Source organism: Alkalihalobacillus deserti (assembly GCF_020734105.1).
GTDB classification, from domain to species: Bacteria; Bacillota; Bacilli; order Bacillales; family Bacillaceae_D; genus Halalkalibacter; species Halalkalibacter deserti.
Window position 1 is genome coordinate 381,087 of record NZ_JAJAFR010000003.1, and the last position, 24,486, is coordinate 405,572.

The window sequence follows — 24,486 nt, forward strand, 5'->3', positions numbered from 1 at the left end:
CTAAGTTTACGAAGCTGTGAGTTATAGTTTTCTCAGCGTGGAAATTTTAAGGGGGACCTAATACTTATTTTTAATAGTATCTTCATTTTTACGGTGTTTTCCTGTAAAATGTTTTATAGGAGATATTATGACCTGATCATAATTTATAATGTAAGGGTGATTAAATGAAATGTGTAGGAATCGTCGGTGTAGGTGCTTATGTTCCAGAACATGTAGTTACAAATAGTGATCTTGCCAAATCAGTAGCAACAAGTGATCAATGGATTCGGTCAAGAACAGGAATAGAAGAGCGCAGAATTGCAAGTAGTGATATGGATACTTCTCATATGGCGATACGTGCTGCAGAAAAAGCGATTGCTGATGCATCCCTTCATCCTGAAGATATTGATTTAATATTAGTTGCGACGGCAACACCTGATCACGTTTTTCCTACCGTTGCCTGTATGGTGCAAGAAGCACTCGGCATTAGACATACACCAGCAATGGACTTAAGTGCGGCTTGTTCTGGTTTTGTTTACGCATTGGTAACAGGAAAACAATTTATTGAGACGAATACATATAAGAATGTTTTAGTAATTGGAAGTGAAAAGTTTTCAAAAATAGTAGACTGGACCGATCGAAATACGTGCGTCTTATTTGGGGACGGTGCTGGAGCAGTCGTGTTAAGTGAAGTATCGGAAGGCAAAGGAATTCTTTCATTTGAACTAGGAGCAGACGGTACAGGGGGAAAGCATTTGTTAGTGGATAATCAAACAAACTATGTTTCCATGAATGGAAGCGAAGTGTTTAAGTTTGCCGTAAGACAAATGCCCGAATCTAGTTTAAGTGTAGTTAAAAAAGCAGGACTTTCAAAAGAGGATGTAGATTTTCTTGTACCACATCAAGCTAATATGCGAATTATTGATGCAGCTAGAGAACGACTTGGTCTGGATAAAGAAAAAGTATCAACAACTGTAACCAAACATGGAAATACTTCAGCAGCCTCCATTCCACTAGCATTGTTTACTGAGATCGAGAACGGATTAATTAATGACGGTGATGTGATTGTTATCGTTGGATTTGGTGGCGGTCTAACATGGGGTTCACTTTGTATAAGATGGGGTAAATAATCATTCATTTGATAGGAGAGATCGATTATGAAGAAAAGAGTCGTAATTACTGGTATTGGTGCTGTCACTCCATTAGGAAATGATGTTAAAACAACTTGGGAGAATATTAAGAATGGGATCTCCGGAATTGGACCTCTTACTAGACTAGATGCCGATCAATTTAATGTAAAAGTGGCGGGTGAAATAAAAGATTTTAATCCAGCTGATTTTATCGATCCAAAAGAAGCACGAAGAATGGCACGCTTTACTCAATTGGCGATTGCTGCTAGTAAGATGGCGATAAAGGATGCAGCACTTCAAATTGGGGAACAGATCGATCCAGAACGAATAGGTGTGTGGATTGGTTCTGGCATTGGTGGTTTGGATGCATTTGAGGAGCAACATAAACGCTTTCTAGATAAAGGACCCAAACGAGTAAGTCCTTTTATCATTCCAATGCTAATTCCTGATATGGCCTCGGGTCGTGTTTCGATTGAATTAGGAGCAAAAGGAATTAATAATTGTTCAGTCACTGCCTGTGCATCAGGAGCGAATTCAATTGGCGATGCGTTTCGTGTTATTCAAAACGGTGAAATGGATGCGATGATCACAGGTGGATCAGAAGCGGCTATCACAGATATGACCATTGCTGGATTTTCAAACATGACAGCTCTTTCCACAAATCCTGACCCTAAAACCGCAAGTCGCCCGTTTGATCAAAATCGAGATGGTTTTGTTATTGCGGAAGGATCTGGTGTATTAATTCTTGAAGAGTTAGAGCATGCAATGGCCCGAAATGCTCATATTTATGGAGAGATGGTTGGTTACGGAGCAACTGGAGATGCGTTTCATATTACAACTCCAGCTCCTAATGGGGAAGGTGGTCAACGTGCGATGAAGCTTGCTTTAAAAGATGCAAATGTCTCGACGGATCAAGTTGATTACATTAATGCACATGGTACAAGCACGCATTATAATGATTTGTATGAGACCGTTGCGATTAAAGAAGTATTTGGGGAGTCTGCTTATTCCATTCCTGTTAGTTCAACCAAATCAATGACGGGTCATATGCTAGGTGCAGCTGGTGCGATCGAAGCCATCTTCTCACTTCTTGCTATTCAAGATAGTGTTGTTCCCCCAACTATTAATTATGAGTCACCTGATGATGAGCTCGATTTAGACTATGTTCCTAATGTAGCTAAAGAAAAGAATGTTGATGTTGTTTTATCAAATTCATTAGGGTTTGGTGGGCATAATGTATCACTTATTTTCAAAAAAATGTAATGATTAATAGGTGAAAAAAGAGGATGGGAGCCGCCATGCATGCTTCCATCCTCTCTTTTTTTACCATTCTTTTGGTTCGTAATTTAAGTCTCTAAATAATTGATTTTTTTCTTTCTTTGATAGGTCTCTCCATTGCCCTAGAGGGAGATTACCTAAATGAATATTCATAATTCGAGTTCGTTGTAGTCTATACACATCGTAACCAAGCGCCTCGCACATGCGGCGAATTTGTCGATTTAAGCCCTGAGTTAACGTAATTTGAAAGACAAATTTTGAAAGTTTTACAACATCACACGGAAGGGTTTTGGTATTTAAAATATTTACGCCTTCAGACATTTTTTTTATGAAGTCATCCGTGATCGGCTTGTCTACTGAAACAATATATTCTTTCTCATGATTATGCTCAGCTCGCAAAATCTCGTTGACAATATCACCGTCGTTTGTGAGTAGGATTAGACCATCTGATTCTTTATCAAGTCGTCCAATATTAAAAACTCGTAAAGGGTGATTAACTAAATCAACAATATTCCCTTTTACATTTTTCTCAGTTGTACTAGTTATACCAATAGGTTTGTTTAATGCAAGGTAGACATTGTTTCTGGCAATTCGAATGGGGGTTCCATTGACTACAACATCATCTCCAGGCTCCACTTGATCGCCTACTTTAGCTTTTTTTCCATTAATCGTGACTCTTCCCTCTGTGATTAACTTATCTGCCGCGCGTCTAGACGTTTTCCCTGACTCGCTAATATATTTGTTAATACGCATACTAGACACTTCCTTAAATCAATTGTTGTATTTTTAGAATACCTAACATTTGCTTTATTTTCAAGAATCTTTACAGAATCATTTCATATGTAATGGCTAGCAAAACAACGAATTTCTTCATTATACAATCAAATCATGGCAAGGGGAAGGGATTGATGTTTATGATAGTTATCTTTCCAAACTAGTTTTACGTTCAGTAATTGGTTATTAACTTAAATCTTTTCATATAAAAGTCGTTTTGCCTTTTATATGAAGTATAATGAACCTATTCCAATTTTGCATATGATATTTCATTAAGAGAAATCCTATATAAAACGAATAATACAAAAAAAGAGGTTAGCAAATGATTAAAAGAAATTTTATTGATTATCAATTAAGTGATGAAATTAGAAGAGCGATTGAAGTCTTAAAATACGAAACTCCAACCGAGGTCCAAAGTGAAGTAATACCAAAAGCAATGGATAACCAAGACCTTATCGTAAAGTCTCAAACAGGTAGTGGTAAAACTGCAGCTTTTGGAATCCCAATATGTGAAATGGTGACATGGGAGGAAAAAAAGCCGCAAGCCTTGATACTTTCCCCAACACGCGAGCTTGCTGCTCAAGTTCGAGAGGATATTACGAATATTGGAAGATTTAAAAGAATTAAAGCGTTGGCTCTTTTTGGAAAAGAGCCATTCTCGAAACAAAAAGAAGATTTAAAACAAAAAACACATGTAGTGGTTGGGACACCAGGACGTGTGATGGATCATATTGAAAGAGAAACGCTAGCTTTAGATGAAATTAAATATCTTATTATTGATGAAGCAGACGAAATGCTTAATATGGGATTCATTAATGATGTCGAAACGATTATAAAAAAACTTCCTATAGACAGAGTCACAATGGTGTTTTCTGCTACCTTACCTAAAGATGTTGAAACCCTTTGCCACAAATACATGAAAGAGCCCATTCATATTGAGATCGCTTCCACAGATCTTACGAAGAGTTTGATTGAGCATCGATTAATTGAGGTAAGAGAAGAAGGAAAGGTTGCTTTGCTTAAAGACGTTACAGTTGTTGAAAATCCAGATAGTTGTATCATTTTCTGCAGAACGAAGGAACATGTTGATACCGTTTTTACTGAATTGGAAGCAGCCAATTATTCGTGTGAAAGACTTCATGGAGGACTCGAACAAGATGATCGCTTTTCCGTTATGGAAGGGTTCAAAACAGGAAACTTCCGTTATCTTGTAGCAACTGATGTGGCTGCGAGAGGAATCGATGTCGATAATGTGACACTTGTCATTAATTATGACGTTCCGATGGAAAAAGAAGGGTATGTACACCGTACGGGGAGAACCGGACGTGCCGGTAATAAGGGCAAAGCCATTACGTTCTTAACACCTAATGAAGACAAATTTATTAAGGCGATTGAAAGATATATTGGTTTTGAGATACCTGTAATGGAGATTCCTAAGTATGAAGAAATTGCACGTGGACAAGCCGCTTTTGATGAAAAAATAAGTGGACGCCGTGTCGTGAAAAATAATAAGACTGCACGAATCAACCAAGATATCATGAAACTCCATTTCACCGGAGGAAAAAAGAAGAAGATTCGAGCCGTGGATTTTGTGGGCACGATTGCTAAAATTCCAGGAGTTACAGCAGAAGATATTGGTATCATAACAATTCAAGATACGTTAACCTATGTTGATATTCTTAATGGGAAAGGCTCGCTAGTCCTACAGGCCATGGAGAACACCACGATTAAAGGTAAGAAGTTGAAAGTTACTAAGGCAATTAAATAAAAATAGCAAAGGACGATTATGCGAAACATAATAGTTTAACACTAACACGGGGTTGAATTAGTAGGGATTTATTCGCTTGGTAAATCAAATTGATCAGATTTTGTCCACATTTTAAATTTTTTAAAACCAATATGCTAAACGTAGTTTTTAGTCTTCTTAAAGATTTAATAAGCTTCTCATCAGTTTACTGAACTGTTGTGAGGCTTTTTCTTCATAGTCATATGTGCATAGATATTCATTGTTGTATCCACGTTTGTATGACCGAGTCGCTGTTGAATTTCTTTTATTCCTACTCCAGCTTCTATGTGAGTATGCCATAAGGAGTGAGGTGTGAGGTGTCGTTCGATTCTAGCTAATTTGAGAAGTCGTTTCAAATACTTATTAACATTCAGACTATTTTGAGGATATCCTGATGGTTTAGCGGTAACAAAGTCTTGGTCGAAATATTCATTGCAGAACATCATTTTTAATTTGATTTGTTTTGTTCTTGTTTATGGAGTCTTAGAGTGTTCATTAAACTTCATCCATTTTAATTTTTCAAATAGATCCTTTTGTTTTGGGTGGTAGTAATTGATATTCTTTGTCTTTTTGAGCGGGATTGAAGAGAGATTTTATGATGTTTATTGTATAGTCATTGAAATTAATATCTTTCCATTTTAAAGCAAGTAGTTCACCAGCTCTCATCCAACTAAAAGCTATGATGGTAAAAATGATGAAATCCGTCCCTTGACCTTTCTCTTTTGCAGTATTCAAGAAACGAACAAGTTCGATTTCTTTAACAGTTTCTACATATGGAAGGAATGAAGGGTACAACTGCTGAAATTGAGACAGCTGAAGAAACAACTATATATATGTATGAACTATTACGCATTTTTCAATTTACATTACACTAACTGCTACAAGTTACCATTTATAGATATTCATCGATGTATAGAATGAACTTAAGATGATGTGCAATAGTAGGCATTATTCCGTGCCATTTACATATTGCCCCCACAAAGGCCTATCTCAGCAGATAAAAGGGCTTTTACTTCTTCACAAATTATTAAATTCATCCTTTGGTCCGGGTGTTATGAATTGAAAAATCCACTAAAATAGTATAATAGTTATTTTTTTCAAAAACGGCGTATTTGGAAGGAGGTGAGTGAATGAGCTTTCCGCACAGATTTATGTGGGTGTTTGTGCTCGTACTGGTCATCTTTTCTTTTTACGATACACAGGCTCAAGCTAGAATGTTGAAATCCGTTACAGGAATTTTATCATCGTCGACAGAGTCGTCAACTGACTCGTCTGACTTGACCAATGCTAGGGATAGTTTGACGTCTGTGCTGGAGAATACAACACCAACAATCGTTACTCCGACTAAAACTGTCATTGAGAAAGAGGGCGAGGATGTATCGGAAACTTCTAGAGTTATTGAAGCAGTGGATAGTTAATCTCGACTAATAGAGAAGACAACGAATATTACCTCAAAAAACGAGATGGAATCTGTTATAGAAGAAGTGGGCGAGGACATATCGGAAACTTCTGGAGTTATTGAGGCAGTGGATAGTGAATCTCGGCTAATAGAGAAGACAACGAATATTACCCCAAACGAGATGGAATCTGTCATTGAGAAAGAGGGCGAGGACATATTGGAAACTTCTGGAGTTATCGAGGCAGTGGACAGTGAATCTCGGCTAATAGAGAAGACAACGAATATTACCTCAAACGAGATGGAATCTGTCATAGAAGAAGTGGGCGAAGTCGTATCGGTAACCAAATTAGCCCTTACAGACGTGGAACAGATTTTACTTTCATCTGGACTTACTGACAATCTCGGCAATTTAAGGACTGATTTGATCAAGCCCGATAGTTTGACGAAGATGGCGGAACAGCAGAAGGAACCTAAGGTAGAGCTAAAAGAAAAACTTGAGACAACACTGGGCAAAAGATTCGACGAGGAATCGGAAGAAGCTTCATCTATTCAATATTGTCATGCCCGTTCTGCCATCGTCAAAGAAATCGGTAAACCTAAACATGACAATACAGCAACGACATCAGCAGTGCCTGGGGTCGAAATCAAAGTGGAAGAAAAGAAATCTAAGACCTCAAGAGAATCTGAACCAAACAATATTCCGGTGCCCATGGAAATAATGGCATCCTATATCATCCTCCCCTACCAAAGTAAACAATGTTTAAAAAAGTCCGGTTCCCATTTCAATTCGGATGCAACGTTACACACCAGTATCCACATCAAAATTTGCAAAAGACATCTAGTCAATCACGCGAAGCTAATTGCTAGCAATAGGGCGAACGAACCGCCTAAGCCGCCGCCGAAGCACTCCCTTTTCTCAAATTCAGTTTAATATAATGGGAAAAGGAAGGTGCATACGTATGAATTCACATTTTTCTTCAGGTATGTTGGATGAAACTTTATTGAACCAAATTGAAAGTTTACGGAGCGAACTATACGAACTTGCCAATGAACATGGATTGCTTCATCCTTTAGTACTGATGAAATCCAAACAACTTGATAAATTATTATCCCAATATATGGAATGATATCTGTGAAATAGAATAGAAGACACTGATGGTCCTGTGGTTGCGCTGCTGTTAGATTTAGCTATCCTTGAATTCACTCAGCTTGTAACGGCGGACTATACAAAACTATGACTGTTCATAAAGACGATGTTTGTATTCACCAAAGTAAAAGCGTACCACCCAAAGATTTAAACTGTACCCTATAGAGTAGACACTCCAAAAAGGTCTGCCCTATAGGGTACTTTTTTGTATAACGAGTTACTAAAAAAGCTAGATATGATAGAGGGCTGGAGAAAAACGAGTAAAAGTCAAGTCTCTGCTGAACAGCGCTTTCTTTTAATTCGTTCAGTGATTGAAAAGTATGAGCTTAAAAATATGGTGATTTTTTTATGTGAAATTTCGGGAGAATCGCGCTTAGGTTATTTTAATTATTTTTCCTGAGAATCTAAAGGGTAAAGAGATCAACGAGGATACTAAAAGAATATGTCTTAAAAGCTTTTCATTTTAAACGACGTAAAAAGGGTGCGCATAAGATTAAGATGACATTAAAGGGACAGTTTTATATTACATACAACTTAAAGCGAATTTGAAGAATTATGGAAAAGTAAAAGATTGTGTGTCCTATTAGACGATGAGCTAAATAAATTTTTCGTTTTTTGCACACACCCCTCTCATAAAGGATTTGTATAAAGTGCTAACGTTTAAGTGATGTCAAGGTGAGAATATCTATTAAACTTATTTTTTGTCCAAGATATTGATATATTACAATTGTAAATATGAGGTTTGTGATTTTATTATAAGTTAATTAAAATACTATAGCAATGTAATATTATACATCGTATTTATGTGTTCTGTGTGTACTATAACATTTAGATTAAGGGCGGAGTTAATGGTAGGAAAAGGAGTGAAGGAAGGTTCCTTCACTATCCATATATAAATTTAGGGATTACAGGGGGTTATTCAAAATTTGGGATTCAATAGTCTATATAAAGTAGTATCCGTTTTTAGTAGTGAAAACAAATGTTTCTTTTGTTTATTCTACTATTCTAAACAAAAATATTTAGTTCTTTAAGTAGATTACGCAAGTAAATGGCGATAAGTTTCTCTAAGATGACAAGCTAACTGTATTTTTAGAGTGTCCTCATTATTATTTAATTCTATTTGAAGTAAATCTTCAATTTTTTTAAGGCGTTGATAGAGTGTATTTATATGAATATGAAGCTTCTCGGCTGTTTTAGTAGCTGAACGATTATATTTAATGTAGATGAGGAGTGTTTCTTCTAAATCTTTGCTGCGATCATTTTCAGACAGAAGAGGTCCGAAGACTTCGTTAATAAAATGTTCAATTTCTTGAGAAGATTGATTCAAAAATAATTTATTTAATCCAATATCTTCATAACAAATGATTTCATTTCTATTGCGGTTTGCTAAATAAGTTAGCGATTTATTAGCCTCATCGTAACATTTTTTAATATTTTCTAAACCTTTATAAATAGCACTTATGCCTCCACGAAAAGGCTGATTATCATTATTCTCCCATTCAGTCTTAAGTGAAAGAATTTTTTGGAAATAATGATTAAGGTTATCCTGCTCTAATATTGAAATAAGTATAACAATTTTATTGTGAAAACCATAAATCAATCTTTCCGGATTTTGTAGTATGTTTTTTATTTTTGATATTAGTTGATGGACTTCAAGTTCAAGCAACTGTATATCAGAGTAGTTCGATATTTCAAAAACAGTTATTAGCCAGTTAGAAGAAGGGTTCAGTCCAATATCTTTTGCTCGTCTCGTCAGCTGACCAGTATCTTGATAGTTTAGCAAACCCTCAAATTGTTCGTGGGTTTTCTTATAGTAGATTTCTGTAACTGTTTGTTTTGTGAGCAATTCTAAAGCTAATAAAGAACTACCTTGTTCAAGTGTCATTTGATCCGATCTTGAGATGGCCCCTACTACGTTTGTAATTAAGCAACCAAGAAATACATTACCGTTATAAATAGGGAAGAGATAGTATGTTTTTTTCGATTGCTCGATGATCTCAACATGTAGCGGTTGACGTCTTTTTGTGAAGATCTTCTTCATTTCGTATATACTTAATGGTGCTCGGGTTCTATCATTAGAATAGTAGTTATTATCAAATGCATTTAGAAATGATACTGGAGGCTCAACCATGTGATTAAATTCTCTCACGATTGTTTCAATTCCTTTATTTTGGAGAGAAATATTAGTTAAGGCTGCATGCACCTCATGTCTTTTTTGAAGTTGAATGTTTTTCTCCTTTAGTTGAATACTTAACTCTGTTATTTCTATTAATCTTTTATTTGCTTGTGAATAAAATTGTGCATTTTGAATAGCAACTGCAGCTTGTGCAGCAAACCCTTGCAGTAACTTTAGGTCATGTTCGAGTAATTCTTTCTTTTTATACCATTGATGAATAATTATAACCCCAATTCTTTTATCATCTAAAGATATGGGTACGCACATAGCCGCTTCTGTTGTTTTTGAAGCAGAGGTGATGTAATAATAGTTTTCCTTTGTAATATTATTAAGGTTCATTTCGTCAAAAAGACATTGTTTTGAATTGAATATTCTTCCTTCTCCATCTTCGAATACTTTACCGGTAATCGATTCCCCGACTTTAACTTTAAAATGATAAATATTTTCGTTAAAGCCTACAGGTGCTTTCGGAATTAATAACTTAGTTGAATCGTCATATAAAAGTAAATAACCTGCATCTGCAGCTGGAATCACTTTAAGAGCGTTGTTAATAATCTTTTCTAGTACTTCATCAAGGTCTAAGCTAGATGTTATAGAACGAATACTGTCAACAACATTATTTAGTTCTGTATTTTTCGCTTGAATAATTTCTTTACTGAGCGAAAGAGAAATAAAATAATATAAGTACTCTATCTCGTCACTAGTAAGAATAATGAAAGGGTGACAAATGCATACGCAAACTTGATTTCCTTCTGGATAATAAAAATATAAAAAATTTTCATCATTTTGTTTCCTAATTCTGAAGATCGCAGTTTCTTTTTTAGAATCGTGAAACGGTGGTGAAAGAGGTTCTTTAATCCCGTTGCTATATAGTAAGTTCTTTTTTTTATGGTAGTGATTATACCCCCATACTTGAAACGGAATATCTTTTAATTTTCTTTTTAAAAATAATAGACTATATTCAATTTCACTCATCCAATACGCACCTCGTTATCAAAATGTATAAATATATACATTTGTTGTATTTAATGTGTAAGTTTACACATTGAATTCTAATTAACCTAAGTATAAAGTTAAAGTTACAACTTGAAAAGTCTTAATATTCAAAAAAGAGAGAGTAGCTAAAATAGAATAAATAAATAAATATATAAAATTATTCTATTTAATATAAAGCTCTGAGAAATTATACGAGTACTTTAATTATTCGTATAAGTCAGAGTCGGGAGATGGAGAGAAGCGAGAATGAAATTAGAAAGGAGGATCTTATTTAGAACTTTAATTAATGAAAGAGGGGATAAATGATGGAACAAGTAATGCAGATTGCAAACAGTTTTCCACTTTGGATATTAGCTTCATTAGTAGTTGGCGTTGTTATATTTCAGGCACTTGTATTTATAAGACTTGCTTCAAGGACAAGTCCATCTGTTGGGATGACTTCTCAAGAAGTTAAAGCAGTTATAAGGTCGGGGGCGATTAGCTCTTTAGGGCCTTCCTTAGCAATTGTATTTGTGGTTATATCGCTTATTACATTAATAGGAAACCCTGTTACGTTAATGCGAATTGGAATCATTGGCTCAGCTACTATTGAAACGGTCGGTGCTAGCCTTGGTTCGCAAGCGGCAGGAGCTGAGTTAGGATCTGCTAACTATACTCCGCAGGCTTTTACGACTGCTGTTTGGGTTATGTGCCTTGGTGGAATGGGGTGGTTGTTGTTCACAGCGTTATTTACTAAATCATTAGGGAAAATACAAAATAAAGTCATTACTAAAACAAAAAACGTAAATACATTAAAACTAGTTTCGACTGCAGCAATGCTAGGAGCCTTTAGTTATCTAGGAGCAAGTGAGATGGTAAAGGGTTTATCTGAATCAATCGTATTATTTGTTACATTTATCGGCATGTCAATCATAATGTGGATGGCAAATCGATTTAAATTAAGCTGGCTGAAAGAATGGTCACTTGGGTTGATAGTTCTTCTAGGTTTGATGGTAGGTTACTTTATTTCGTAAAAGAAAGGTAGAGGATGATGAATGTCATATAGTAATGAAGCAAGAAACATTGGTATGAAAGAAGGTAAGGAAGCGGTAAATTCAGAAATGATGGATTTTGATCGTTTTCAAGCTAAGGCGCACTTTTGGGGACGTTTGTCAATTTGGGCGGTTATCATTTTAACATTAATGGTCCCTCTTTATCTTTCATTTGTTCTTGGTTTTCATCCGGGTTGGACGGTAATTATCTCGGGCTTTGCTGCATATGCATCAATTATTGCATTAGTATGGGTAATTGAGCCTATAAGTTATTATCCAGTGCTAGGTGCATCTGGTACGTATCTTGCCTTTCTAACTGGAAATATTGGAAATATGTGCCTTCCTAGTGCATCAGTTGCCCAAAGTGTTATTGGTGCGGAACCTGGGACAAAAAAAGGTGAGATTACGGCGTCTCTGGCTATAGCTACTGCCTCGCTAGTTAATATTCTCATCCTTATCTTTGTTGTTCTAGGTGGTTCATATTTGATATCTCTTATGCCTGAATCAGTAGTCAATTCATTTCGATTTGTTCTCCCGGCCATATTTGGAGGAGTAATCGCGCAATTTGCTATTCAAAAACCGGTATGGGGAATTGTTGGAATTGCCTTTGGATTATTCGTCAATTTAGGTCCGGTACCACGTACTTTGCAAACTTTTTTGTGTATCCTTGGAACAGTGGTGGTTTGCATGCTTTTGGAAAAATTAAAAAGACAGAAGGAAGTAAAATAAAAATTAAATGTGAAAAAGAATACAGAGTTTCGCACGTTGCCACGTTGCATGGAATTGTTTATATTTGAACAACCTGTTAGAAATATTTTAGATGAAGAGGATCGATCTGAAACTTAAGTTTAAATTTATGATGGAGTGATTAGATTTGAGTAAACAAAATATTTTACAATTAATAAACAAGTATCAGTCGGAGTTTACTGAAATGGCGAAAAAAATTTGGGACCATCCTCAATTAGCATATGAAGAAGAGTATGCTTCTAATTTACAGATATCTAAATTAGAAGAAGAGGGATTTAACATTCAGTCAAATATTGGTGGAATTGATACAGCATTTGTTGCTGAGTATGGCATTGGTAAACCAGTTATCGGGATATTGGGTGAATATGATGCATTGCCAGGACTTTCTCAACACGTAAGTGCAATTCAAGAAGAAATTGTTTCAAATGGTCCAGGACATGGGTGTGGACATAATTTACTTGGAACAGCTGGTGTAGAAGCTGTCATAGCTTTAAAGGAAGTAATGAAAGAGGAGGGGCTTAGTGGAACGATCCGTTACTATGGTTGTCCGGCAGAAGAGGTTCTTTCTGGAAAAACATTTATGGCAAGAGAAGGGGTCTTTAATGATTTAGATTGTGCTTTAACATGGCATCCTGGTAACTCGAACATCGTAATGAATATGAGTATGCAAGCGATGGTTTCTATTAAATTTCATTTTAAAGGTATTTCAGCGCATGCTGCCGCAGCACCTCATGCAGGGAGAAGTGCTCTTGATGGTGTAGAGCTTATGAATGTAGGAACAAACTATTTGCGTGAGCATGTTCCAGATGGTTCACGAATTCATTATGTCATTACAAATGGTGGCCTTGCGCCCAATGTTGTTCCAGATGAAGCCAGTGTATGGTATTACTTGAGAGGAGCAAGTAAAGATCAAGTTGATCAATTACTCACGAGAGTCGAGAAAATTGCAAAAGGTGCAGCCATGATGACGGAAACAAATGTAGAATCTAAAATAGAAGCATTTGCATATGAAACTCTTCCTAATGAACATTTAAATGAGCTTATGTATGAAAACATGCAAGAATCTACTGATTTGTTATTTACAGAAGATGAACAAGGTTTTGCAAAACAGTTAGTGAATTCCATTGATCAGACAGTAGCAAGTGTAACTGGCCTGTTTGGTAGTACCGTTGATGAGCTACTTCCCACGAACGTTCAATATAAAAAGGAACTGAATAGAAAATCACTTGGTGGTTCAACTGATGTTGGCGACGTTAGTTGGATTACACCTATTGGCATGATTAGTACAACTTGTGCTCCTGTTGGCGTTCAACTTCATTCTTGGCAGGCGACTGCTTCTTTTGGGTCAACCATAGGTTATAAAGGGATGCATTTAGCAGCTCAAATCATGTCTTTGACAGCTTATGATTTGTTGGTCAATAAAGGAAATATTCTTGAGAAGGCTAAGGAAGAGTTTAATAGGAGTACAAAAGGAAAGCAATATGTACCTGGGATACCAGAAGATGTTAGGCCCCTAATTCGAAAAAGTAAAGAGGAAGTTAAATAAAATAGATCAAAACTTTCTCAGGTGCAGAGAAGGGATAAATCGTAACCTTCTCTGTAGTTTTATCTTGATGAAAAATACAGTCGATTTAAAAGAGAGAGATAAAACAACCATATCTTTAACAGAACACCACTAGGTCCTAAAAACTTAGTTTTGAAAGCTTTGTTAAATAAAGAACTCAACTTTCACTTTTTGATAAAATGACCTATCTAGCAAAGCTTTAAGGTCTACTAACTCTGCTACTTATACAGAAATGAAACAATTGGACCTTCTGCTGTTAAGCCAAAAGGAGAACAGCTTGGATTTTAAGGTAGAAACGGAGAATTTCCAATACCTAATGAAAATAAGACATAAAAGAATTGATACAGGCAGCAAAACGTGTAAAAGAAACCGGATTTAATGGTATTTAAATTTACGGTCCGAATAGCTATATTTTAGATCAGCTTTTAAGGTTCAACAGAAAATCGCATTCGTCTTTTCGTAGAGGTTTCACAAACAGTTCGTAAAGAAGCTGGATCTAATCATCCTGTTGGTATTCATATTTCCCAAGGTTTAAGATAGTTAAATTCTGAATACATAAATGGTAATTGATGGAAATATTATTCAGGTTTCTTTATTTTTGCTACTGGGTGTAAAAATTTCTCTAGAGAAAATCCTTCCAATTCTCCACCATTTTGAACTTTGTTAACCCAATCAGGATTAGCTAAGCCCCTGTACCAATAGTAATTATATCGGCTTCCCTTTTTTTATAAGTTCTTTTGCTTTTTCTAGTTCATGTAATTTTCCGTTAGACAATATAGGCGCTTTCCGATACTTTTTTGCTAACGCAGCTAGTGTTGGCTCACTTTCTCTAAACGTAGGGTTAAGTGCATCATATTCTGTAACATGGATAAGTCTATTCCTGCTTCATACAACTTAGTAATTATAACCTCAGGAACAATTTCACCATTTGCCTATTTTTTGTTCGTAGTCATTTACTTTATAATGATTGAAGGGGTTTTAAAATAACTATTCAAGGAGTTGATCGTTTTTATGATCAACTCTTCTTTTAGGGGAATTACTTACTTAGAGAATCATGGCATATGTTTTTCTTGTTATAGAGCTAAGAGAATTGTTTATACATGATTTCAAAATTTATGAAGGCATCATATCTAGGTGGTTTTTACGGAGACACCTTATTTTCATAGCGAGCAGCATATGCTTTACACCTATCTCTAACGGTTCATTTAGTAAAGTGTAGTTACGTTGGTATATGATTAAGCTATAATAATTGAATGACTTAAAGGAGGTAAAGAGATGAATCCTCAAATAGATGTAAAAATATTAACAAAGCAAGTTCCTAAAATTAAAACAGTTACATTTGGCATGGGCTGATTCTGGAGCCCAGATGCTCGGTTCGGGCATCTTCCAGGAGTGATTCGTACTCGTGTCGGTTATGCAGGAGGAACTAAGGTAGACCCTACTTACCGTCAAATGGGTGATCATACTGAAACAATTGAAATTGATTACGATCCAAGTATGACTGATCTCAAGGAGCTTTTAGACCTATTTTGGATGCACCATAATGCAATGAAAACTAGTAGTTATCGGGGAAGACAATATATGTCATTACTTCTTTATCGCAATGAGCTACAAAAAGAAAAAGCATATCAATTAAAACAGAAATGGGAAAAAGATTTAAATGGAAAAATCCAAACGGAAATTAGTCCCTATAAAGCATTTTACCTTGCTGAAGATAAGCACCAGAAATACTATTTGAAACGGTTTCAAAAAGCATATAAAACGGTTATGGATTGTTTCCCAACCCATCAAGAAGTTATTGATTCTACTTTAGTGGCACGGTTAAATGGTTTTGTTCGTGAATTTGGATCTCTTCATGATGTAAGAAAAGATGTAGAGACTTGGGGACTTTCTGAGAACGATTGTAAATCCGTTATGACAATCATCAATTCGTTAAAATGGTAGGAGTGATCTAATGAATGAGGTGGCCATGTTTGCAGGAGGACATTTTTGGTTTATGGTGCCTCCGTTTATAGAGGTCCCTGGAGTGGAGAAAGTAATGACAGGCTATACAGGAGGTTATTTACAAAATCCATCTTTTGAAGAGGTTACGTCTGGCAATACAGGACATCAATTAGTCATTCAGATCAACTTCGATTCAGCGATTTTACCTTACAAAAAATTGCTTGAGGTATATTGGAGAATCATTGATCCGACCGATGTAAACGGGCAATTTAAAGATAGAGGGGAGGCATTTCGTTCTGCAATTTATTATAATAGTCAGTCACAAAAAGAACAGGCAGAACAATCTAAATATCGACTAACAAAAAGTGGAAGGTGGCAAATGCCTATTGTCACAGAAATTTTGCAGGCGCCAAATTTCTACCCTGCAGAAGAAAAACATCAAAATTACTATCGTAAACTTCCTTTTCATTATCTTCATGTTTTTAAACAATCAGGGAGAGCCGAATTTATTAAGCGGTTTTGGCAAATCGATAAAGAGGATATGAAACTTTTAAATAAACTCACAGCTATACAATATGAAGTTACACAAAAAAACAAAACGGAACAGCCGTTTGAAAATGAATACTATGATCAAAAACTTGATGGGATTTATGTCGATCTAGTCACAGGAGAACCTTTATTTTCATCAACGGAACAATATGACGCGGGATGCGGCTGGCCTAGTTTTACTAAACCCATTCAACCTTATCAGATTAAGGAGAGCCTCGATCATAGCTATGGGATGATCAGAACAGAAGTGCGAAGTTTATACGGAGACTCTCATCTTGGACACGTATTTGATGACGGACTTAAAGTAAAGGGAGGGCGCTGTTATTGTATAAACTCCGCTGCTCTTCGATTTATTCCAAAATCTAATTTAAAGAGTGAGGGGTATGGGGAGTATCTTGCTGTATTTAAGCGGAAGTAAAGAGACTCAAGAGAACCTCTTGAGTCTAAAGGCAGGCTGCTTAGCAAGTTGTGTAGCTTCATGTTTCTAACTCTTAATTTATGTGAGTATGACTCTAAGATCAGAAGAAATTATGAGGCCTTTTTAACCCCTTTAATAGCTTGATCACATTTAACTTCTGCATTTTTACGTTGATAGTAAAACCAATTTAATGCAATGGAAATGATATAAAATCCAATAAAGTAATATAAAGCTGTTACTGGAGTTCCAGTAGACCATCCAAATAACTTAGGGATAAAGAAAGACCCATAAGCGGCAAAGGCTGCTGTAAACCCAAGAACAGGAGCTGCTTCTTTAACAGGGAAAATGATTGGAATCATTTGGAAGGTTGATCCAGATCCCATACCTGCTGCAATGAAAAGAATTAAAAATGATAGTAAAAAGCCAACAAAATGTTGCTGTCCAAGAAAATAGATAACGGATAATGCTCCAAGACTCATAGCAGCCAGAACATAAGCAGTAACTCGTGCTCCTCCAAATTTATCTGAAACCCAACCTCCTACAGGTCGGAATGCAGCAGCCAAAAAGGCTCCTAAAAAGGCTAATGCTATATATTCTGGAAATTGCGATCTTAATAAAAGTGGAAAAGCAGCTCCGTAGCCAATAAATGAACCGAATGTTGCTACATATAAGACGGTCATAATCCAAGTGTGTTTGCGTTTTACAATTATGAACTGATCTTTGACAGATTGTTTAGCTGTAGGAAGATTATCCATTCCAAAATAAGCGATAATGGTCATTATAATAATGGGAATGACCCAAATAAAGGCTGCATTTTGAAGCCAGACTTCTTGTCCATCTGGCAGTACCTGAGCTTCACCGCCAATAAAAGCAAATGTTCCAACTGTAATAATAAGCGGTGTAACAAACTGAACGACAGATACCCCCATATTTCCTAAACCACCGTTCACTCCTAAAGCGGTTCCTTTTTCTTTTTTCGGGAAAAAGAAACTGATATTTGCTGAAGCCGAAGAGAAATTTCCTCCACCTAAACCACAAAGAGCAGCAAGCGTAATCATCACCCAGTAAGGTGTATCAGGATTCTGTACGGCAAACCCAATCCCAAGTGTTGGGATCAATAAAATCCCTGTTGAAAAGACAACCCAGTTTCTGCCCCCAAATTTCCCTACGGCGAATGTATAAACAAACCGTAATGAAGCACCAACTAAGCCTGGTGTCGCAGCTAACATAAACAATTGCTCTTCCGTAAATTGAAATCCAATATCATTTAAGCGAACTGCAACCACTGACCAAACCTGCCAGACAATAATGCTAGCATTAGTGTTGGTACTGAAATCCATAAATTTCTTTTAGCATGTCGTTTTCCTTCTCTTCCCCAAAACTCTTGATTCTCTGGTTGCCATTCTGTTATACGTGCCATTGTTATTCCCCCATAAGTATTGAAGTTCATTTGTTTAATCTTGATTACAGAACAAATCATACAAACAATATGAATAATTTTAAGTGATGTATGTCACATAATCGCACATAGATTGACATTGTATAGAGAAATGAAAATGTATATATAAAGGAAGAGATGGAGGTTTGATTACAGAAAAAATAATAATTTTATTTTAAAAACAATGATGAAAATTTATTTCTCTTAATGTGATCTTTCTCACATTTTCCACTCAGAAAATCTCCTACAATGAGGATAAGAAATATATTGTGAATGAATACACAAGTTGGAGGGGTTCATAGGAATAAGAAAAAACTAATATTGATTGGTAATGGGATGCAGGTGTTCGAGTCATTGAAGAAATGTTAAAAATAAATCCTGATCTTTATGAGGTTACAATTTTCGGAGCAGAACCGGATCCGAACCAGTAACAATAGTTACGGAATAAAGAAGGAGAGGCTATGTGATTGCAACAAACAAATTCGAATTAGAAATTTTCATGAATTACCTATTGCCATTGGTCAAGTCGTTCAAGTTGAGAAAAGGAAATTGTCGTATTTCGTTTATCCAATGGCGATGTTAGAGCTATTAAAAATAAAAGTCCACACCCAAAAGGGGGAAAACTTTCAGGTCGACTTTTTAGTGCAGAGTTTTTATTTTGTCCGTTTCATGACTGGAAAATCTCTTTAGTCAACGGTGTTGTACAAGCTCCTGATCAAGGGAGTGTTAAAATCTATCCAGTCAAAGTCGTTGAAAATGATTTGGTTATCACACTATAAAAATAATTTCATTATATTGTCAAAATTCCAATGATCAATTGTGATTATTATCACATTAGTTTTTACTCATAATCTATAAACTTATAAGTAAGAGGAATTCTTTTAATCTTTTATGCTAATTCTACACGGTTGGGTAAGCTTACTATAATCTAGCCGTGTGATATTAGTTACTCAAGTTCATTTTACATTATTGAATGAACTTGACTAAAAGTGGAGCTTTTTCTTCCACCTACTAAAAGTACATTCGTTGAAAACTAAATTTGGATCTTTATTGAAAGAAGGGACTAAACATGAAAGAGTCTTGGAGAACGTTTAAAAAAGGAAAATGGCAATTGGGAATTGATGTACGCGACTTTATTCAACGTAACTACACCTTATATGACGGAAATGAATATTTTCTGGCAGAACCAACAGAGAATTCAAACAAACTCTGGGCGCAAATAATGGAGCTGACTAAGCAAGAAAGAGAAAATGGTGGAGTTTTAAACATGGATACGGCGCTTGTATCTAGCATCGTATCTCATGACCCTGGCTATTTAGATAAAGAATTAGAACAAGTGGTTGGGTTACAAACGAACGAGCCTTTTAAACGCTCTTTACAACCATACGGTGGTATTCGCATGGCAATGGATTCATGTAAGTCATATGGTTATGAAGTAGATTCTGACGTAGTAGAGACATTTTCAAACTACCGCAAAACACATAATCAAGGTGTTTTCGATGCGTACACAGCAGAAATGAAATTAGCGCGAAAGTCTGGAATTGTCACAGGTTTACCTGATGCCTATGGTCGCGGGAGAATCATTGGTGACTATCGCAGAGTAGCACTTTATGGCATCAATTACTTAATCGAACAAAAACAAAAAGATCTCGAATCAACAAGCAGTGTGATGTCAAATGAGGTCATTCGGGATCGTGAAGAAATCTTTGAACAAATTAGAGCGTTACACGAGTTAAAAGTGATGGCTGCTTCTCATGGATTTGATTTGTCAGAAGCAGCGCAAACAGCAAAAGAAGCGTTTCAGTGGTTGTACTTCGCTTATCTTGCTGCAATTAAAGAGCAAAATGGTGCAGCAATGAGCTTAGGTCGGACATCGACCTTTTTAGATATTTATATTGAACGAGACGTAAGAGAGGGTCGATTAACGGAAGTTAAAGCGCAAGAACTTGTTGATCATTTTGTGATGAAACTACGCCTAGTTAAATTTGCAAGAACCCCTGATTACAATGAATTATTTAGTGGGGACCCGACTTGGGTTACGGAATCAATCGGTGGTGTTGGAGTCGATGGGAGACCGTTAGTAACAAAGAGCTCGTTCCGTTTCTTGCACACACTAGACAACTTAGGACCTGCTCCAGAACCTAATCTAACCGTTCTTTGGTCTAATCAATTACCGAAGAGTTTCAAAGACTATTGTGCAAATATGTCGATCAGAACAAGTTCGATTCAATATGAGAATGATGATTTAATGAGAGCTCATTTTGGCGATGATTACGGAATTGCCTGTTGTGTAAGTGCCATGAAAATTGGAAAACAAATGCAATTTTTCGGAGCTCGTGCAAATCTAGCAAAAACATTATTATATGCTATTAATGGTGGAGTAGACGAAAAAGTTAAAGATTCAAGTCGGGCCGTCATTTGCTCCTGTTACGAAAGACTATTTAGAATATGACGAGGTATTAGAAAGATTTGATAAGGTAATGGACTGGTTAGCAGGATTGTACATGAATACATTGAATGTGATCCATTACATGCACGACAAATATAGTTATGAGCGAATTGAAATGGCTCTGCATGATAAAGAGATTGTTCGTACAATGGCTTGTGGAATTGCCGGATTATCAGTAACGGCCGATAGTTTAAGTGCGATTAAACATGCAAAAGTAAAAATTATTCGAGATGAAAACGGTATTGCTGTTGATTATGAAATCGACGGAGACTACCCGAAATACGGAAATAACGATGAAAGAGTCGATGATATCGCTGTATGGCTTGTGAAGACGTTCATGAATAAATTGAAAAAGCATCAAGCGTACCGAAACGCGGTTCCGACGATGTCCGTTTTAACGATTACAAGTAATGTTGTTTATGGAAAGAAAACAGGAAATACACCTGATGGTCGAAAAGCTGGTGAACCATTTGCGCCTGGTGCTAATCCGCTACATGGTCGAGACAAGAAAGGGGCTCTTGCTTCTCTTACATCAGTTGCTAAAATTCCGTATGAGGATTCACTAGATGGGATTTCGAATACATTTAGCATTGTGCCTAAAGCATTAGGCAAGGAAGAACAAGACCGTACTACAAATCTAGTAGGAATACTTGATGGCTACGCAAAACAAGGCGGTCACCACCTGAACATCAATGTGTTCAATCGTGAAACATTACTTGATGCGATGGAACATCCAGAAGAGTATCCACAATTGACCATTCGTGTTTCTGGTTATGCCGTAAACTTTATCAAGTTAACGCGAGACCAACAAATTGATGTCATAAACCGGACATTCCACGAATCACTATAGTTTATCAATAAAAAGAAGATGGAGAATGCACCTTCCTGATTTGTCAGGGGGTTGTTACTCCCTTTGATAGAAAAAGAGGGGTTATTATGATTGGAAAGGTACATTCGATTGAGTCATGTGGGACAGTAGATGGACCAGGGCTTCGCTACGTCGTCTTTATGCAAGGCTGTTTACTGCGTTGTCAGTATTGTCATAATCCAGACACTTGGAAAATTGGAGAAGGGAAAGAGATGTCTGTTGATGAAATCATGAATGATTTGGTGCATTATCTCCCATATTTCGAAAGTAGCAACGGTGGAATTACCGTCTCTGGAGGCGAACCGCTGTTACAAATTGATTTTTTAATTGAACTGTTCACAAAATGTAAAGAACTTGGGATTCATACGACCTTTGATTCATCTGGTGGCTGTTTTCAGGAGCACCCAGAATTTTTGAGGAAATTAGATCGATTACTAGAATTAACAGATTTAATTTTGTTAGATATTAAGCATATGGATTCAAGCAAGCACCAGGCGTTAACTGGAATGAAAAATGAGCACATTTTATCGTTCGCTAAACTCCTATCTTCAAAAAACATTCCAATTTGGATTCGTCATGTTTTGGTACCAGGGATAAGTGATGATACAAGTGACCTAAAAGCATTAGGTGCATTTATTTCAAATTTAAAAAATGTAGAACGAGTCGAGGTTCTCCCTTATCATAAACTAGGTGTTTATAAATGGAAGGAACTAGGATTAGAGTATGTGCTAGAAGATATAGAACCACCAAGGGAAGACAAAATTCTTGAAGCGAAAACATTGCTTCAAATCAGATAAATACGCTGTTGAGATCTCATTCTCAATGGCTTTTTTGGTATCGGCGTTGGCATTCTAACTAAGATTTACATAAAATTGTTAAATCTGAAATGTTGGTTATCTACTAGTTTGAATTTTCATTTAACTAAATCTTACTTTTATCTATTGAAAAAAATATATCGATTTTTCGATACTGTTCATCAAAAAAAATGCACCACCTCACAAAAAGCGCGGACCTATCAATCATAAGGAGATTGACTGAGAAAAATAAACCTAAACTGTGATGAATATCACAGATAATTCATTAACAAGTATATAAAATACATCTTATAAAGAGAAAAAATTTATTTGAAATCGGAGGAGATTTATTATGTTCTGTCATCAATGTGAACAAACCCCATCTGGAGGATGCCAAATAATTGGTGTCTGTGGAAAAAATGAAGATATTGCAAGTTTACAAGATACAATTGTTTTTGCCTTAAAGGGAATTGCAGCATACGCGACACATGCCAGACAACTTGGCTATTCGGACCCGGAAGTTGATGCTATTACACATGAAGCGCTCTACATGACTTTAACAAACTCAAATTTTAATATGCAAGAACACATTGATATGGCGATGAAGGTAGGAACAGCATCTGTAAAAGTAATGGAATTGTTAGACACAGCGCATACAACTAGACTAGGAGTTCCTGAACCAGTAACCGTTTCACAGAACAAAGTCGAAGGAAAGGCGATTATTGTAACAGGTCATAATCTGTTTGCCCTAGAAGAATTATTAAAGCAAACGGAGGGGAAAGGCATCAATATCTACACCCATTCAGAAATGCTACCAGCGCATGGTTACCCTGAATTAAAGAAATACGCTCATCTAAAAGGAAACATCGGAAAAGCATGGTTTGATCAACGTCGTTTGTTTGAAAAGTTTCCTGGAGCTATTTTAGCAACAACCAACTGTGTTATGCCAATAAAAGGAACATATTCTGACCGATTCTTTTCTTATGATATTGCGGGTCTTGAGGGAGTAGAAAAAATCGAAAACGATGATTTCTCACCACTTATTGAAAAAACGCTCTCTCTACCAGAAGCTGATATGAAAAGTGATGAAAAATTAACAACAGGGTTTCACCATAATACAGTGGTCGGAATTGCACCGGAGATTGTCAGTGCAGTAAAAGCTGGAAAAATTCAACGATTCTTTGTTATCGCCGGCTGTGATGCACCAGGACTCGGTGGCAATTACTACCGTGAATTAGCAACGACACTTCCAAATGACACGGTCATTTTAACGACTTCATGTGGTAAATTCAGATTCAATGATCATAATTTTGGTACCGTTGCCGACACGGGAATTCCACGTTACATCGATTTAGGCCAATGTAACAATTCTGTTTCAACAGTGAAAATTGCGCTTGCATTAGCAGAAGCGTTTGATTGTGAAGTGAACGAACTACCGGTTAGCATCGTTTTATCTTGGTTCGAACAAAAAGCTGTTGCGATTTTACTAGGGTTATTCAGTTTAGGAATAAAAGATATTCGGATCGGACCAAAGCCTCCTAAATGGATTACACCTGGAGTACTCGGTGTGTTGCAAGAAGCTTTTGATCTGAAATTAATTACTACGGTTGAAGAAGATATGAAGGCTATGCTGCAATAGGGTTTGTAAAATCCTTGGTACATCAAGATTCTTCAAAAGGGGAAGGCTGAAAAATAGCCATTAGACCACATTTGAAATCAAGAAAATTTGAAATTAGAACAAGTTTCTCATCAATTCACTGAATGAATGGGAAGCTTGTTCTTCCATTTATTGGATCATGTGTGCATAAATATTCATTGTGTTGTCGATATCGGTGTAGTCTATCCACGTTAAGAAGGTTATGATGAAGGATAAAAAGATTTAGAAGGACAATTAAAGTGAGGATAGCAAAAACCACTTTTAAGATTAAGGGCTGGTTATCTGCATATCACGATCCTCACTAATTAACTCATTAAAAAATAGGGCTTACTACTAATAGTAAGCTCTACTTTTTCTAAAAA

17 protein-coding genes and 3 pseudogenes are annotated in these 24,486 nt (G+C 36.3%); 16 read left to right on the forward strand and 4 right to left on the reverse strand.

Annotation, left to right across the window (positions count from 1 at the left end):
* Nucleotides 1–164 precede the first annotated feature (164 nt).
* Together LDX58_RS08335 and fabF are read left to right on the forward strand one after the other, a co-directional pair.
* Nucleotides 165–1,109, forward strand: a complete 945-nt coding sequence (locus LDX58_RS08335; RefSeq protein WP_227936361.1) for a beta-ketoacyl-ACP synthase III — start codon at nt 165–167, stop codon at nt 1,107–1,109.
* Between the two features lie 27 nt (nt 1,110–1,136).
* Nucleotides 1,137–2,372 (forward strand): beta-ketoacyl-ACP synthase II, encoded by a 1,236-nt coding sequence (fabF, locus tag LDX58_RS08340; RefSeq protein WP_227936362.1) that lies wholly within the window; start codon nt 1,137–1,139, stop codon nt 2,370–2,372.
* A gap of 60 nt (nt 2,373–2,432) precedes the next feature.
* On the opposite strand, the gene rluF is transcribed toward fabF, so the two are convergent.
* Nucleotides 2,433–3,140 (reverse strand): 23S rRNA pseudouridine(2604) synthase RluF, encoded by a 708-nt coding sequence (gene rluF / locus LDX58_RS08345; RefSeq protein ID WP_227936363.1) that lies wholly within the window; start codon nt 3,138–3,140, stop codon nt 2,433–2,435.
* 343 nt (nt 3,141–3,483) lie between these two features.
* On the opposite strand from rluF, the gene LDX58_RS08350 reads away from it, so the two are divergent.
* A complete protein-coding gene (locus LDX58_RS08350; RefSeq protein WP_227936364.1) occupies nt 3,484–4,929 on the forward strand; it encodes a DEAD/DEAH box helicase in 1,446 nt (481 codons plus the stop codon).
* Between the two features lie 179 nt (nt 4,930–5,108).
* Here the strand turns inward: LDX58_RS08350 and LDX58_RS26660 are convergent, their stop codons facing one another.
* The gene (locus LDX58_RS26660; RefSeq protein ID WP_372459127.1) at nt 5,109–5,393 is read right to left on the reverse strand and encodes a tyrosine-type recombinase/integrase; all 285 of its coding nucleotides are present in this window, start codon (nt 5,391–5,393) and stop codon (nt 5,109–5,111) included.
* A gap of 327 nt (nt 5,394–5,720) precedes the next feature.
* On the opposite strand from LDX58_RS26660, the gene LDX58_RS26665 reads away from it, so the two are divergent.
* The 4 genes from LDX58_RS26665 (at nt 5,721) to LDX58_RS08375 (ending at nt 7,473) form a co-directional block, all read left to right on the forward strand.
* Nucleotides 5,721–5,822 (forward strand): DUF1541 domain-containing protein, encoded by a 102-nt coding sequence (locus LDX58_RS26665; protein WP_372459128.1) that lies wholly within the window; start codon nt 5,721–5,723, stop codon nt 5,820–5,822.
* A 255-nt stretch (nt 5,823–6,077) separates the two neighbouring features.
* On the forward strand, nt 6,078–6,365 hold the full coding sequence (locus LDX58_RS08365; RefSeq protein WP_227936365.1) for a hypothetical protein: 288 nt from the start codon (nt 6,078–6,080) through the stop codon (nt 6,363–6,365).
* A gap of 108 nt (nt 6,366–6,473) precedes the next feature.
* Nucleotides 6,474–7,277, forward strand: a complete 804-nt coding sequence (locus tag LDX58_RS08370; RefSeq protein WP_227936366.1) for a hypothetical protein — start codon at nt 6,474–6,476, stop codon at nt 7,275–7,277.
* A 52-nt stretch (nt 7,278–7,329) separates the two neighbouring features.
* Nucleotides 7,330–7,473 carry an aspartyl-phosphate phosphatase Spo0E family protein gene (locus tag LDX58_RS08375; protein WP_227936481.1) on the forward strand — a complete coding sequence of 48 codons (144 nt, stop codon included), beginning with the start codon at nt 7,330–7,332 and terminating at the stop codon, nt 7,471–7,473.
* A gap of 1,056 nt (nt 7,474–8,529) precedes the next feature.
* Here LDX58_RS08375 and LDX58_RS08385 read toward each other — a convergent pair.
* Nucleotides 8,530–10,644, reverse strand: a complete 2,115-nt coding sequence (locus LDX58_RS08385; RefSeq protein ID WP_227936367.1) for a helix-turn-helix domain-containing protein — start codon at nt 10,642–10,644, stop codon at nt 8,530–8,532.
* Between the two features lie 326 nt (nt 10,645–10,970).
* Here LDX58_RS08385 and LDX58_RS08390 point away from each other — a divergent pair, with 326 nt between their 5' ends.
* From LDX58_RS08390 to msrB, 5 genes and pseudogenes are all read left to right on the forward strand, one after another.
* Complete coding sequence (locus LDX58_RS08390; RefSeq protein ID WP_227936368.1) at nt 10,971–11,678, forward strand: DUF5058 family protein; 708 nt, start codon at nt 10,971–10,973, stop codon at nt 11,676–11,678.
* Nucleotides 11,679–11,699: 21 nt separating this feature from the next.
* Nucleotides 11,700–12,425 carry a small-conductance mechanosensitive channel gene (locus tag LDX58_RS08395; protein ID WP_227936369.1) on the forward strand — a complete coding sequence of 242 codons (726 nt, stop codon included), beginning with the start codon at nt 11,700–11,702 and terminating at the stop codon, nt 12,423–12,425.
* A 145-nt stretch (nt 12,426–12,570) separates the two neighbouring features.
* A complete protein-coding gene (locus LDX58_RS08400) occupies nt 12,571–13,989 on the forward strand; it encodes an amidohydrolase (RefSeq protein WP_227936370.1) in 1,419 nt (472 codons plus the stop codon).
* 1,383 nt (nt 13,990–15,372) lie between these two features.
* Nucleotides 15,373–15,951: pseudogene (locus LDX58_RS08405) on the forward strand (peptide-methionine (S)-S-oxide reductase MsrA); the annotation flags it as partial.
* Between the two features lie 10 nt (nt 15,952–15,961).
* Nucleotides 15,962–16,918, forward strand: coding sequence for a peptide-methionine (R)-S-oxide reductase MsrB (gene msrB, locus LDX58_RS08410; protein ID WP_227936372.1), 957 nt, complete (start codon nt 15,962–15,964; stop codon nt 16,916–16,918).
* Between the two features lie 110 nt (nt 16,919–17,028).
* Here msrB and LDX58_RS08415 read toward each other — a convergent pair.
* A pseudogene (locus LDX58_RS08415) lies at nt 17,029–18,338 on the reverse strand (MFS transporter).
* A 605-nt stretch (nt 18,339–18,943) separates the two neighbouring features.
* On the opposite strand from LDX58_RS08415, the gene LDX58_RS08420 reads away from it, so the two are divergent.
* From LDX58_RS08420 to hcp, 4 genes and pseudogenes are all read left to right on the forward strand, one after another.
* Nucleotides 18,944–19,135, forward strand: coding sequence for a Rieske (2Fe-2S) protein (locus LDX58_RS08420; protein ID WP_308017481.1), 192 nt, complete (start codon nt 18,944–18,946; stop codon nt 19,133–19,135).
* A 290-nt stretch (nt 19,136–19,425) separates the two neighbouring features.
* A pseudogene (pflB, locus tag LDX58_RS08425) lies at nt 19,426–21,655 on the forward strand (formate C-acetyltransferase).
* 86 nt (nt 21,656–21,741) lie between these two features.
* Complete coding sequence (pflA, locus tag LDX58_RS08430; protein ID WP_265416602.1) at nt 21,742–22,470, forward strand: pyruvate formate-lyase-activating protein; 729 nt, start codon at nt 21,742–21,744, stop codon at nt 22,468–22,470.
* Nucleotides 22,471–22,819: 349 nt separating this feature from the next.
* Nucleotides 22,820–24,106 carry a hydroxylamine reductase gene (gene hcp / locus LDX58_RS08435; protein ID WP_227936373.1) on the forward strand — a complete coding sequence of 429 codons (1,287 nt, stop codon included), beginning with the start codon at nt 22,820–22,822 and terminating at the stop codon, nt 24,104–24,106.
* The last annotated feature ends 380 nt before the right edge of the window (nt 24,107–24,486 follow it).

Bases quoted from the DNA above. Each gene is read 5' to 3' on its own strand.
- LDX58_RS08365 (WP_227936365.1), top strand. From the start codon at position 6,078: ATGAGCTTTCCGCACAGATTTATGTGGGTGTTTGTGCTCGTACTGGTC.
- LDX58_RS26660 (WP_372459127.1), bottom strand. From the start codon at position 5,393: ATGATGTTCTGCAATGAATATTTCGACCAAGACTTTGTTACCGCTAAA.
- hcp (WP_227936373.1), top strand. From the start codon at position 22,820: ATGTTCTGTCATCAATGTGAACAAACCCCATCTGGAGGATGCCAAATA.
- LDX58_RS26665 (WP_372459128.1), top strand. From the start codon at position 5,721: ATGGAAGGAATGAAGGGTACAACTGCTGAAATTGAGACAGCTGAAGAA.
- LDX58_RS08335 (WP_227936361.1), top strand. From the start codon at position 165: ATGAAATGTGTAGGAATCGTCGGTGTAGGTGCTTATGTTCCAGAACAT.
- LDX58_RS08385 (WP_227936367.1), bottom strand. From the start codon at position 10,644: ATGAGTGAAATTGAATATAGTCTATTATTTTTAAAAAGAAAATTAAAA.
- fabF (WP_227936362.1), top strand. From the start codon at position 1,137: ATGAAGAAAAGAGTCGTAATTACTGGTATTGGTGCTGTCACTCCATTA.
- msrB (WP_227936372.1), top strand. From the start codon at position 15,962: ATGAATGAGGTGGCCATGTTTGCAGGAGGACATTTTTGGTTTATGGTG.
- LDX58_RS08395 (WP_227936369.1), top strand. From the start codon at position 11,700: ATGTCATATAGTAATGAAGCAAGAAACATTGGTATGAAAGAAGGTAAG.
- LDX58_RS08375 (WP_227936481.1), top strand. From the start codon at position 7,330: ATGTTGGATGAAACTTTATTGAACCAAATTGAAAGTTTACGGAGCGAA.
- rluF (WP_227936363.1), bottom strand. From the start codon at position 3,140: ATGCGTATTAACAAATATATTAGCGAGTCAGGGAAAACGTCTAGACGC.
- LDX58_RS08350 (WP_227936364.1), top strand. From the start codon at position 3,484: ATGATTAAAAGAAATTTTATTGATTATCAATTAAGTGATGAAATTAGA.
- LDX58_RS08390 (WP_227936368.1), top strand. From the start codon at position 10,971: ATGGAACAAGTAATGCAGATTGCAAACAGTTTTCCACTTTGGATATTA.
- pflA (WP_265416602.1), top strand. From the start codon at position 21,742: ATGATTGGAAAGGTACATTCGATTGAGTCATGTGGGACAGTAGATGGA.